Here is a 13,960-nt window from a genome sequence, read left to right on the forward strand (position 1 = left end):
GCTCGCTATTGCGAGCTAGAACTAAATTGCGCACCCTTATTTAAGCACGACGATGCAATAATTCTTGATAACGGCGATACCAAATATCAATGTATGCCTGTGAAAATGGACCTTTCCCTTGATTAATCCAGTCAACTAGAACTTTAACATTCTGTTTAAGAATATGATCAATTTCTGGTGGATAATTCCAGTGCACACTATGTTGCTTATACTCATCGACATCTAACAATCGTTTCTCTCCATTAGGAAAAACCTTAATGTCTAGATCGTAATCAATATACTTCAAAGCTTCACGATCTAAAGCATACGGCGTTGCTAAATTACAATAATAAGACACTCCGTTGTCACGAATCATCGCGACGACATTAAACCAATAATGCTTATGAAAAAAAACAATGGCCGGTTCCCGAGTTACCCAACGACGTCCATCATCTTCAGTAACTAAAGTATGGTCATTACAACCAATTAATGAATTCTCGCTAGTTTTAAGAACCATTGTTTCTTTCCATGTACGATGCAAACTGCCGTCATGCTTATAGCTTTGGATAGCAATATAGTCCCCTTCTTTGGGAACTTGCATCAATTATCTAACCTACTTTCATGGAACATAACTATTCCTAGTTATTATAACAAACCTGTGCTTGAATTACATTGCCCAGTGTTAATTTTGACCAATCTAAAAATAATTATTTTAGATCGCTCATTAATGGTTAGATTCCTGAAAGTTTAACGATTATTAATTAACAATAACTAATTAATTTAATCAAGCCTCTGGGTGTTCTTCTAACCAACGACTAATATCATCAAAACTGAACCCCTTACGAACTAATGCTTGCTTAAACTTCTGCTTTTGCTTCAGATCACTCAAAGGTTGGTACCGCCGAACTAACTTTTCTGCGGTTACGTTTAAAATATCGCGTTCATCTTCTGGATCAACAGAAAAGTCCAACTGATCAAAAATCATTGTAATTTCATCACCAGTAAATCCTTTTTGTTGCAGGGTTTGACGAACTTTTTGTTGACGCACCCGTTGTGCCAATTTAGCCTGTCGCTGCCAAGTCTTTTGGGCTAACTTGGTTCCATTTTCTAGTGTTGTTTCCGTATCATATAACGTTAAAGCATCAGCGATTTCTGTAGGGCCCACGCCTTTTTGCTTTAATTCCCGTTCAAGAACAATCCGGCCTTTTTCGTGTAAAATCATATTCGTTCGAACATAAGCCTTGGCATATTCAGCATCATCTAAATATTTCTGTTCAATTAACTGGCCAATAATCGTTTCAATTGTCGCAGCTGCAATATCATGATCACGCAAATAAGTTTGCATTTCTTTAACAGTCCGCAATTGATAACTGAGATAGTTCAAGGCTAGTTCATGAGCTTGTGAATTGGCGTCAGCGACTAACAGCTTTTGCTTAAGTTCGTTATCAACCTCTTGACCCTTCATGAGACCAAATTGGATTAAAACATCTTCGCTTACTGGCAAAGCATATTGCCCGTCAAGAAAAATATTATACCGGCCCGGACGCTTCTGGGCAGTTATTTTAGTGATTTTTGCGGTCATCAAGCACCTCCAGCATCGCTTTACTTTGTAAAATCATTTATACTAAAACTAATATCATCATTTTAACATGAGAATGATAAAAAAGAGGTTAACCATGAAACAACAAAATAATGTTGTCGTAACAATCGGACAACGCTTCCCCATAACGGCTCATAAAATTGGGATTAACGGCGAAGGCATTGGCTACTTTCAACACAAAGTAACTTTTGTTCCAGGCTTGCTTCCTGAAGAAGTAGCCGTTGTTGAAGCAACTCAGGTCACTGATCGTTATATCCGCGCAAAAATTCATAAGTTGCGCAAAAAATCACCACAACGCGCTAGAGAAGTTCCCGAAATTGCTGCCAAAGTTGGTGGCTTAGAATTTGCTCATATTGACTATCCTGAACAGCTGGTTTATAAGAACGATTTAATTAAACAAGCTCTAGAGAAGTTTAAGCCCCGCGGTTATGAGCATTATCAAATTCTTCCGCCAATTGGTGCAGATAATCCTTGGCATTATCGTAATAAGGCTCAATTCCCGATTGAACAATTAGCTGATGGTACTTTAATTAGTGGTCTTTATCAAGCCAATTCCCAGACCTTAGTCGATCTGCCAGAAATGCCTACGCAAAGTGAATTAACATTGAGTGTTGTTCGACGTTTATTACCAATCTTAACAGAATTACAAATACCTATTTATGATGCTAAAACAAACGCTGGTATTATTAAAGCAGTCGCTGTTCGAGAGTCACAATTACATCATCAGGCTCAACTAACTTTCATTACTAATTCCAAGAAGATGCCCCATAAGCAACCGTTGTTGACTTTAATTGCAGAAAAAATTCCAGAAGTTACTGGCATTTTTCAAAATCTAAATCAAACTAAGCAAGGTTTATTCTGGGGCGAAGAAACTTGGAAACTAAGCGGTGATGATTATCTCGAAGAACAATTAGGCGATTTAAAATTCTTATTATCACCACGTGCTTTCTTACAACTCAACTTAGCTCAAACAGAAAAATTATACCAAGTCGTCGCTAAATTCTTAGATCCAAAACCTGATGATCAATTACTCGATGCCTATGCTGGTGTTGGTACAATTGGCTTAAGTATGGCTAATAAAGTGCAATCGGTCGTTGGCATTGAAGAAATTCCCGGTGCTGTAGCTGATGCACGTCAAAATGCTAAGCACAATCAGATCACCAATGCGGTTTACTACACTGGTAAAGTTGAAAATAAATTACCTAAATTACAAGCTGAAGGACAATATTTCTCTGCTGTTGTGGTTGACCCACCACGAGTTGGTCTAGCAGACAGTTTAATTCAAACCTTACTATCCGCAATGCCAGAAAAAATAGTCTACGTTTCTTGTAATGAATCGACTTTGGCTCGTGATTTAGTTAAACTAACTAAGGCTTATCGCGTTTCCAAAATTCAAATGGTCGACATGTTCCCAGAAACAGCCCGTGTTGAAGCAGTAGTACAATTAATTAGACGTTAAAAATTATCTTGGGGGAAATTTAGATGAATGATTATTTAACACGACCACAAATCAAAAAAAGAGCTCGTGAAACGATGAAGGGGCATTTTGGCACTGCTTTTTCTTTAAACTGGTTACCTGTAATTGGCACTATTTTAATTGGTTTATTGATTGCTGGTTTATTTGCCGGTTTGACTTATGCAATTTCTACATCGGAGGCCTTTCGCAACTCGATTACGACGGCAATGAATTCTGCAACTGAAGCTGGTCAAAATGGTGGCGCTGCTGGTGGTAACGGTGGTGTTAGCCCCTTTACTTCTTTTGGTGGTAGCTTAATCGGAACAATTCTCAGCTCTGGAATTGGTTTTGCTTCTCTAGAATGGTTGCGTCTAAAAGATCATCAAGTTTTAGAACATCCATTCAAGAAGGCTTTCCAAGGTTTTAAGTTTGAATATTTATTAGGGATTGTTGTCCTTTATATTCTAACTTCAATCGCCGGGATTGTTGGCTTGATGTTATTCGTTATCCCAGCAATTCTCTTCTCTTATGCTTTTAAGATCATCTATTTATTATATTATGATGTAGGCGACAAATATGGCTATTTGGAATTGCTTAAACTCAGTTGGAAATTAATGCGTGGTCATAAGTTTGATCTATTTATCTTCCAGTTAAGTTTCTTCTGGTGGTATCTCGGTGTTATTTTGACGTTTGGTTTGTTGTCAATTTACTTCACACCTTACTATAATTTAGCCTTTGCTGCCTTTTATGATAATATTTACCAAAATAGCGAATTGGCACAAGAAAATATTACCAATGCTGACAATTCAACTGACAACCTTGATTACTAATTAAATTATGGAGGAAAAATAATGCACTTTTATTTTGCAAATGGTTTATTCTCACAAGCCGACTATAATTTTAACGCTCAATTAGTTGCTAAAATTCGCGCATTGTCAGCTAAAATTGACGTTTATCTCCCTCAAGAAAATGAAACGATCAATGATAAACAAGCTTATGCCGATTCTAAAATGATCGCGCAAGCTGATACTGATGAAGTTTTGCGTAGTGATTTAATGATTGCTATTTTAGACGGTCCTGTTATCGATGCGGGCGTTGCTAGTGAAATTGGTGTAGCTTACGCTAAAAACATTCCTATCTTTGGTTTATACACAGACTCTCGTCAACAAGGCTTTTCAAATCAAAAAAAATTAGCCGCACTCGCTGAAATATGTGAGAATCAATTCCACTATTTAAATCTATACACAACTGGTTTAATTAAGTTAAACGGGACGATTTATAATAATGAAGCTGATCTCTTAGCCGGTATTCAACAATTTGTTAATCAATAAAACTATTCTTTATCAATGATAAAGAAGCCCTGAGTATTCCAAATCCGGATACTCAGGGCTTCTTTTTTTAGTTTATAGAAAAACACCCTATCTTATTTGTGTTACGTCAAATTCAAAGTGTTATTATTACTGCCGTGGGGTTAATAATGCCACGTTTAAGATAAATTTACTGCGTAAAACGGTCTTTATTGTTTCACTTTTACTGAGAATAGCTTACGATGAAATTAACCTTGATCGATAAAAAAGTAAATAAGCCGGAGAAATATGCAGTAATTTCGTAATTTTTTCAAGGGGAGATTAATGATGGATAAACAAAAAAGAGGTCGCGACTATGCAACTGTAAATATTGACCAAGTTTATCAAGAACTGAACTCAGGCCAAACTGGACTTTCATCAGAACAAGCCCACAACTTATTGGAAAAATTCGGGCTCAATACCATTCAAAAAACCAAACGAGAATCTCAATTCAAAGTTTTTATTAAAAACTTTGTTAGCCTAATGGCTATTTTGCTTTGGGTTAGTGGCTTTGTGGCCATTTTTGCTGGCACAACTGAATTAGGAATTGCAATTTGGTGTGTCAATATTATCAATGGTCTTTTTAGCTTTTATCAACAACATGCTGCTCAAAAGGCAACAGATTCATTATTAAAGATGCTGCCTTCTTACACGAAGGTTTTGCGCAACGGCAAGCCTCAACAGGTCGAGACTTCTCAGATAGTGCCGGGCGATGTCTTTACATTACAGGCTGGCGATTCTGTTCCTACCGATGCCCGAATTATTGAAGCAATATCATTACAAGTCGATGAATCGGCATTAACTGGCGAATCTGTTCCTGAGTCAAAAAGTGCTACTTATAAAAAAGGCGACGGACAATTTGCTGAGAGTAATATCATTTATGCTGGAACCAATGTGGGCAACGGTACTGCTACAGCAATTGCCGTTGCTACAGGTATGCATACAGAATTTGGTCGGATTGCCAAGTTAACTCACAGTCAAAAGAAAACCATTAGTCCTTTACAATTAGAACTAAACCGTTTGACAAAACAAATTTCTTTAATTGCTATTGCTATTGGCATTACTTTTTTCCTTGCCGCAATTTTCTTCGTTCATTATCCAGTCGCTAAGTCCTTTATTTTTGCCTTAGGAATGATTGTTGCCTTTATTCCTGAAGGCCTCTTGCCAACTGTCACGTTATCTTTAGCACGTGGTGTCCAGCGAATGGCTAAAAAACATGCCTTAGTTAAAGACTTAAATAGTATTGAGACCTTGGGTGAAACAACCGTCATTTGTTCCGATAAAACTGGAACGCTAACTCAAAATCAAATGACTATTGATCATGTTTGGTTACCTAGCAAAGAATATCAAGTTACTGGCAAAGGTTATTATAATAACGGAAAAATACAAGTTAACCAGCAAGACATCGATTTAAAAAATGAACCTGATCTTAATTTATTAATCACTATTGCAGCTTTAGATAATGATACACAAGTTCAAGAAGTCGACGGTAAAGCTAAAATCTTGGGTACACCCACAGAAGCATCACTCATTATCTTGACCCAAAAGGCCGGACTGGATCCTGATGAACTTGCCAAAAACAGTCCACGCTTAAGAGAATTTCCTTTTGACTCCGATCGTAAACGGATGTCATCAATTCAAAAAATCGATGATCAAACCCAGCGCTTATGTTTGAAGGGCTCATTAAGCGATACTTTAAAACACTGTCCTTATATTTTAGACAATGGGCAAGTTCGCGACATGACTGATGACGACCGTGATAAAATTAGCGCCATTAACAAGACTTATGCTGCTAAAGGTTTACGTTCAATGGCGATCGCTTATCGAGATTTTGCCAAGGTTATGACTAAGGACGAACTAGCCCAATTAGAAACTGAACAGGCTGAACAAGAATTAGTTTTCGTTGGTTTAACTGCCATGTCTGACCCACCACGTGAAGAAGTCTTCGATGCAGTTAAGAAATGTCATGCTGCCAATATCAAAATCATCATGGTCACTGGTGATAGCACACTAACGGCGAAATCAGTTGCAACCCAAATTGGAATTGTTAGTGACCAAGCTCGCGTGGTTACCGGCAATGAACTAGATCAAATGACTGACGAAGAATTAGGAGAGGCTCTTGCAGGTGAAATCATTTTTGCTCGAGTTGCACCAGAACAGAAATATAAAATTGTTTCTGCTCTACAAGCTCGTGGTGAAATTGTCGCCTCAACTGGTGATGGTGTTAATGATGCCCCTGCTCTTAAAAAAGCGGATATTGGCGTTGCCATGGGTAAAATGGGGACGGACGTTGCCAAAGACGCTGCCGATATGATCTTAACCGATGATAACTTTGCGTCGATTGTCGCCGCAATTGAAGAAGGACGCGCAGTTTACAGTAATATTCAAAAATTCTTAATCTATATTTTAACTTCAAACGTTCCCGAAGCGATGCCTTCTATCCTCTTCTTATTCAGTCGTGGTTTGATTCCTTTACCTTTAACCGTGATGCAAATTTTAACGGTTGACTTGGGAACTGATTTAATCCCCGCAATTGGTTTAGGCTCTGAGCAATCCGAACCAGGTATCATGAATCAACCACCACGGCGCCGGGATGCTCACTTATTAAATAAAGGTGTGATTTGGAAGGCCTTTGCTTGGTATGGCTTAATTGCTTCAGCAATTTCTACTTTTGCTTATTTCTTTACGAATATGCAAAATGGTTGGCCAGAAGTTGCACTGGCTAGCAGTGGTTATAATTATCATGAAGCCACTACTATGACTTTGGCCGCAATTATCTTTACCCAAATAGCTGCTGTTATGAATTGCCGCACACAAAAAGCATCAGTTTTCAAAGCCGGAATTTTTTCAAATCGTTTAATTTGGGTTGGTATGGTTTTTGAAATTTGTTTATTAGCCGTACTTGTTTATACGCCGTTCTTCCAGGGATTATTTAATACAGCCCCACTTAATTTGCGGGACTGGTTATTCCTAATTTGTATTCCGATTCCACTTTTCCTAATTGAAGAGTTACGCAAATATGTTGCCAGAAGAATAGCGGCCAAACAAAAAGTCTCAGTAAATTAATTTAAAATAAAAAACGTAGCGGATGATTGTCCGCTACGTTTTTTTATTCTGCTAGTGCTGTTATTTTTTGAGACTGTGCTTGCTTGGCTAAATTCTTGTTGGCTGTTGCTAACATTAAGCGAATCCGATTTAATTGATTAACTACCGAAGTGCCGGGATCGTAATCGATTGGTGAAATATTTGCACCTGGAAATTGACGACGTAATTCTTTAACCATACCTTTACCAACAATGTGATTAGGCAAGCAGCCAAACGGTTGCATACAGATAATATTAGGTACATCACTCTTCAATAACTCAATCATTTCGCCAGTTAAGAACCAACCTTCACCAGTTTGGTTACCAAGTGATAGGACTTTGCTGGCATCATCAGCTAAGTCGGCAATGGCAGCAATACCTGTGAACCGTTTAGATTCAGTTAAGGCTTTTTGCATAGGTTTTTCACACCATTTAATAACTTGCATACCTAATTCAGCAATCCACTTAGCTTTAACTGAAGCACCTAGCGCATCGTGTTTGTAAATCTGATTAAAGAAAGAATAATTCATAAAACCAGCGATATCAGGAACGACTGCTTCCGCTCCTTCTGACTCCAATAAACGAACAACATCGTTATTGGCAATTGGCGAGTACTTAACTAGTATCTCGCCTACCACACCAACCCGTGGCTTAACGACATCACGTAATGGTACTGTATCAAAGTCTTTGACGATTTGTGGCACATTCTTTTTAAATTCATGGAAACTACCATTTTCAACATTTCGACGAACAAGTTTGAGCCAATTCTCATGCATTTGATCAACTTTACCAGGCTCAACTTCATAAGGTCGCGTACGATAAACCACGCGCTCGAATAAATCACCGTACAAGAATGCAATTGCTACTCGTTTTAATAACGGCAAACTGAAATTAAAACCAGGCGTATCTTCAACACCTTGGTTACCCAACGATAATGATACAACTGGAATCTTTTCAAAACCGGCATCTTTTAAAGCTTTACGAATCAAAGGAATATAATTGGTAGCTCGACAACCGCCACCAGTTTGCGTCATCATCACCGCTGTTTTGGTTAGATCATATTGACCGGACTGCAATGCTTCAATCATCTGGCCAATCGAAATAATGGCAGGGTAACAAGCATCATTATTAACGAATTGTTGGCCTACATCAACGGCTTTACGGTCTTTCATTGGTAAATTGACAACATTGTAACCTGATGCTTGTAGTGCCACATCGACTAAACCGTGTTGATGAATCGGTGACATCATCGGTAACAATAACGTATAGCCTTGTGTTTGCATATCTTTCGTATAGGTAACAGGTTGAGGATCATCATGCAATTTCTCTGGTTCAATCTGACGATTATGACGTTCCAAAACTGCAGCTTTAAGTGAGCGAAGTCGAATACGAACAGCTCCCATATTCGTTCCCTCGTCAATTTTCAATGCTGTGTAGAGACGATTATATTGACTCATAATCTCTTCAACTTGATCCGTATCAATGGCATCTAAGCCACAACCAAAGGAGTTTAACTGTACAAATTCTAACTGTGGTGTTTTAGCCGCAACACGTGCAGCCGCATAGAGCCGAGAATGGTAAACCCATTGGTTAACAACGCGCAAGCCTTTGACATTACCTAAATGAGCAATTGAATCTTCTGTCAACACATGGAAACCTTCTGCTGTCATCAACTGCGAAATACCGTGGTTTACTTCAGGATCTAAATGATAAGGGCGTCCTGCTAAAACAATGCCATGTTCGCCACGCTCCCGTAATAAACGTAATGTATCTTCACCACGATTACGAATCTTTAATTTGAATTTCTCAAGCTCTTGATAGCCAAGCTCCAATGCTTCCACAACTTCTGCTTTAGTCACGCCGTAGTCTTTAAAGCATTGATATAAATTCTCTGCCGTTGATTTATGGTCGGCTAGGTTTAAGTAAGGATTACGATAATCAACTTGCCCCGCACGAATTTCATCAACATTATTACGAATAACATCTGGATAAGATTGAACGATCGGACAATTGAAATGATTTTGGGCATCTTTATTTTCATTAACTTCATAAACAACTGCAGGATAAAAGATCGTTGGGATGCCTTTTTCAATCAAAGCTTGAATATGACCATGCACTTGTTTAGCCGGATAACAAACAGTATCTGAAGGGATTGTTTCCATTCCCTTCTCGTATTGTTTCTGACTACCTTTAGATGATAATTCTGCTCGAATACCTAATTTAGTAAAGAACGTTTGCCATAAAGGATAATTCTCGTACATATTTAAGACGCGTGGTAGTCCAATCACCCCACGTGGTGCTAACTTTTTACGTAAAGGGCGGTAACTAAAGAGTAATTTATATTTCTCTTGAACGAGATTAATCTTGCCATTTTCTTTGGGTAAGTGTTGGCGTAATCCGCGAGCCTCACCCTTCTCACAACGATTACCTGTTACAAAACGTCGACCATCATTGAAAATTGTAATCGTTAAAGGACAGTTATTTTCGCAACCACCACAATGCATGTATTCTTTAGTAAAAGTTAACTGATCCATTTCTGCAACGTTCAACATCGTGGTGACGTCACCTTCATGATAATTAGCCTGGGCAATCAAAGCCGCACCATATGCGCCCATCAAGCCGGCAATATTGGGTCGAATAACTTCACAACCAGCAATTTTTTCAAAAGCACGCAAAACCGCTTCGTTATAAAAAGTCCCACCTTGACAAACAATATGCTGCCCCATATCTTCAGATCGCCGCATCTTAATTACTTTATAAAGCGCGTTTTTGATAATTGAAACGGATAAGCCTGCTGCAATATCACCAACTGTTGCGCCTTCTTTTTGAACTTGTTTCACCTTTGAATTCATAAAGACAGTACAACGCGAACCTAAATCTGAGGGATGCTTAGCTAACAACGCAGCTTGAGCAAAATCACGAATATCATAATTCAAGCCGCTAGCAAAGGTCTCTAAAAACGAACCACAGCCTGAAGAACAAGCTTCGTTCAACTTAATTGTCGATAAAGCATCGTTTTTAATCGTCATGGCCTTCATATCTTGACCACCAATATCTAAAATGAAATCAACATCTGGTTGGAAATAATGGGCAGCTTGATAATGAGCCACAGTTTCCACTTCACCAATATCAACTTTTAAGGCATTTTTGATAAGATGCTCACCATAACCAGTAACAGTGGCCTTCCCAATTGTTACACCTTCAGGAATTTTATTGGTCAAGTCACGCATAATCTCTTTTGTTTTTTCGAGAGGGTCACCATCGTTACTATCGTAATAAGTGCAAAGAATTTTGTGATCGTCACTAATTAAAGCAACTTTAGTTGTTGTTGAACCAGCATCAATACCTAGAAAAGCCACTCCTTGATAACTGGCTAAGTCACGTGTCTCAACTTTAGCTTGTACATGACGTTTACGGAATTCTTGCAATTCATTGTCGTCATTAAATAGCGGATCCAATGAATGAGCTGGTTTCATGACAGAATCATCGCCATTTTCCAAACGATCCATAATCTCAGCCAAGTTGCTTTCAGATTCTTCAACCGCATATAGTGCCGCACCTTTAGCCACGAATAATTGTGGATCTTCTGGAAAAATAACTTGTTCTGGCGTCAAATGCAACGTTTCAATGAAGCGATAACGAAGTTGGTCCATGAAATATAACGGACCGCCTAAGAAAGCAACATTGCCTTTAATTTTATGACCTGCAGCCAATCCAGAAATTGTTTGGTTAACGACCGCTTGGAAAATACTTGCTGCAATATCGCTTTTGGCAACACCATCATTAATTAATGGTTGAACATCTGTTTTAGCAAATACGCCACAACGACTAGCAATTGGGTAAATGATTTTAGCCTCTTTGGCCATCTCATTTAAACCATCAGCGTCCGTTTTTAAAAGAACCGCCATTTGATCGATAAATGCACCAGTCCCACCAGCGCAGCTACCGTTCATCCGTTGTTCTAATGATGCACCAAAGAAGGTGATTTTGGCATCTTCACCACCTAATTCGATACTAACATCTGTTTGCGGAATTAAAGTTTCCACTGTCTTTGTACAAGCAATCACCTCTTGAACGAACTTTAATTCTAGTAAGTGAGCTAAGCCCATGCCACCAGAACCTGTAATCGTAAAAGCAATCGGCGCCTTTGTACCAAGTTCAGTAATTGCTTCTTGTAAAATCTTTTTACTCGCAGCTTTTACGTCTGAATAATGTCGTTCATAACGCGCAAACTTCGTCTGATAGTTTGCATCCATGATGACGAGTTTGACGGTTGTTGATCCAACATCAATCCCGCCGAATAACATATTTGTTGTCATTTAGTAATTCCTCCATAATTAATAATTTCGGAAAGATTTTTATCTTCAAATAATCGAGGATGTTTTTGGCTTGTTATCAGCTAATTCATTCAAAAAATATTCTGGCAAAATAAAAAGCTAAGCTGATAGCCCCCGCATTAAAAATTCAACACATTCACGCGTTTGTTGTTCGATGACCAGTGGCTCATCACTCATTAACGTATTAGGTAATAAGTATCCCAGAATCACACTCACAATATAGCGACTGATTCGCATAGGATCCCAAGTAATTAATTCACCTTTATCTTGATAAAATCTAAGCATTTCACTTAATCGGCGATTAATTAATGTGTTTAAACGTTCAGTTAACATAATTAGTAACTGAGGATTCCGGCCCATTTCCTGAACGAATATTTTAAATTCACTGCGATGACTCATCACAAAGCTCATGCGATCATGCACAATGTAATTTAAAAAGTCTTCAAAATGCGGTAAGGAGGTTGTTTGTAATTGGTTAATAAAATCACTAGCAGCCATTGGCAAAATTTCTCCAATAAACGGTTCTAAAATCGCATGTAACAGTTGATTTTTTGTCTTAAACTGTGAAAAGACTGTTCCTTCAGAAACCCCAGCTAACTTAGCAATTTCATAAGTACTAGTTCGATCATAGCCAACCTTGGCAAACAAAGATAAACTAGCTTTTAAAACAGCTTGTTGTTTCTTAGAAAGCTGAGTTATTGCCTTTTCTGGTGATATTTGATTAATGGTTGTTTCAAGATTATCCATATTAACCTCACAATATCATGCTAATATTGAGCAACAGATTCCATTTAATTTATTGAGTACTCACTCAATAAATTAAGTATAAACCGCACAAACTCAACCACAAGGCTTATTAAAAATATGCCAAATTTATATCAACCTACTTAAAGACACAAAAAAGCCCAGCATCGCTGCTGGACTTAATTGGGGACAAGAGATCAACGGCTGAATTGACCTCTTGTTTATTTCATGTAAACATGGGTTAACAAAAATTCATTAATTATCATTCAATGATTAATTCTTGCTACGTGAACACTCTAACTTATGGGAATGTTCCCATGTCAATAAAATAACTTCAGTTTTTATTTAATTATCTTTTTCACTTAATCGTTATAGCCAGTTAACATGTTTTACGGATGATCATTTTAGGTGTAATTTTTTGGTATTGAACCTCTTTATGTTCGATCTGGTGATACAAGTAATAAAAAGAATTAGCAGCTTGTAAGTCAATACGCGGATCAAACGTGGTAATATCAAATAAACGACTGAAAATATCATTCTCGAAACCAAAAACTTTACAGTCCTCAGGAACCCGATAACCAGCATTACGCAAAGTTCTAATAAATTCTGCTGAAACAACATCTGCAAAACAAATCACAGCATCAGGTGCTTGGTTTTGCTTCTTATCAGCAATCCAGTGTTTACCGGCATCAATCCCCGCTTCAGTAGAAACAGAGTAAAAACGACGCCAGCTTTGGTCAATTGTTGGATTTTCGTCACTGAAGTCGGTCAAAGCATGAACACGAGCCACCGTGTTACTACTACTAATACTATTAAAAATATGCCCGATCTTGCGAGCGCCATGTTCCTTTAAATAATACAAAGCTTGTAAATATAAGGGATAATGATCCACGTATGAAGAATAAATATGTTTAGAATCGATCCGCCGCCAGGTTGCAATAGGCCCGTATTTCGTATAGGGAATAATTTTATCCCAATCATTCATCGCTGATAGTAAAAAAATACCATCTAACTGATGCGTCACTAATAAATTCAAAGCGCTAATTTCGTCTTCTTCATTATCAGCTAAATAAATACTAGTTTGATAATGATACTTCCGCGCAATTCCGGCAAAGCTATTGATTAAGTCCCCCGTGTTAGAATAGTAGGTCGACATCAAAAATCCGATATTTTGCGTCCTCTGATACTTCAAATCACGAGCAATTTGGTTAGGAACATAGTGTAATTCTTCAATTGCCATCAAAACTCGCTGGCGTGTTTCTGCTTTAACATACCCATTTCCACTAATTACTCGAGAAACAGTTGATTTAGATGTGCCCGCTAATTCCGCAATATCAAAAATAGTCGCCATTATTTCACCTACTTTAATTAGACGCTTTCATTACTGTTAGTTTAGCACGCCCGATGAAAATTTG

Annotated in this window: 9 protein-coding genes; 4 read left to right on the plus strand and 5 right to left on the minus strand. The window is 38.0% G+C overall.

What is annotated here, in order from left to right; genetic code table 11:
• Positions 1-40: 40 nt before the first annotated feature.
• Positions 41-580, minus strand: coding sequence for a nucleoside tri-diphosphate phosphatase (gene ntdP / locus FC84_RS08090; protein ID WP_057757613.1), 540 nt, complete (start codon positions 578-580; stop codon positions 41-43).
• A gap of 183 nt (positions 581-763) precedes the next feature.
• Positions 764-1,561 (minus strand): recombination regulator RecX, encoded by a 798-nt coding sequence (gene recX / locus FC84_RS08095; RefSeq protein ID WP_057757616.1) that lies wholly within the window; start codon positions 1,559-1,561, stop codon positions 764-766.
• Positions 1,562-1,655: 94 nt separating this feature from the next.
• Between recX and rlmD the strand changes: the two genes are divergently transcribed.
• From rlmD to FC84_RS08115, 4 genes are all read left to right on the plus strand, one after another.
• Positions 1,656-3,038 carry a 23S rRNA (uracil(1939)-C(5))-methyltransferase RlmD gene (rlmD, locus tag FC84_RS08100; protein ID WP_057757618.1) on the plus strand — a complete coding sequence of 461 codons (1,383 nt, stop codon included), beginning with the start codon at positions 1,656-1,658 and terminating at the stop codon, positions 3,036-3,038.
• Between the two features lie 23 nt (positions 3,039-3,061).
• Complete coding sequence (locus tag FC84_RS08105; protein ID WP_057757620.1) at positions 3,062-3,865, plus strand: DUF975 family protein; 804 nt, start codon at positions 3,062-3,064, stop codon at positions 3,863-3,865.
• 21 nt (positions 3,866-3,886) lie between these two features.
• Positions 3,887-4,366 carry a nucleoside 2-deoxyribosyltransferase gene (locus tag FC84_RS08110; protein WP_057757623.1) on the plus strand — a complete coding sequence of 160 codons (480 nt, stop codon included), beginning with the start codon at positions 3,887-3,889 and terminating at the stop codon, positions 4,364-4,366.
• Between the two features lie 300 nt (positions 4,367-4,666).
• Positions 4,667-7,447, plus strand: coding sequence for a cation-translocating P-type ATPase (locus FC84_RS08115; protein WP_057757626.1), 2,781 nt, complete (start codon positions 4,667-4,669; stop codon positions 7,445-7,447).
• 43 nt (positions 7,448-7,490) lie between these two features.
• On the opposite strand, the gene FC84_RS08120 is transcribed toward FC84_RS08115, so the two are convergent.
• The 3 genes from FC84_RS08120 to FC84_RS08130 form a co-directional block, all read right to left on the minus strand.
• Positions 7,491-11,783: a 2-hydroxyacyl-CoA dehydratase gene (locus FC84_RS08120; RefSeq protein WP_057757629.1), complete on the minus strand. Its 4,293-nt coding sequence runs from the start codon at positions 11,781-11,783 to the stop codon at positions 7,491-7,493.
• 117 nt (positions 11,784-11,900) lie between these two features.
• The gene (locus FC84_RS08125) at positions 11,901-12,548 is read right to left on the minus strand and encodes a TetR/AcrR family transcriptional regulator (protein WP_057757632.1); all 648 of its coding nucleotides are present in this window, start codon (positions 12,546-12,548) and stop codon (positions 11,901-11,903) included.
• A gap of 376 nt (positions 12,549-12,924) precedes the next feature.
• Positions 12,925-13,896, minus strand: a complete 972-nt coding sequence (locus FC84_RS08130) for a LacI family DNA-binding transcriptional regulator (RefSeq protein ID WP_057757635.1) — start codon at positions 13,894-13,896, stop codon at positions 12,925-12,927.
• Positions 13,897-13,960 lie beyond the last annotated feature (64 nt).

The organism is Lapidilactobacillus dextrinicus DSM 20335 (genome assembly GCF_001436095.1).
Taxonomy (GTDB): Bacteria; Bacillota; Bacilli; order Lactobacillales; family Lactobacillaceae; genus Lapidilactobacillus; species Lapidilactobacillus dextrinicus.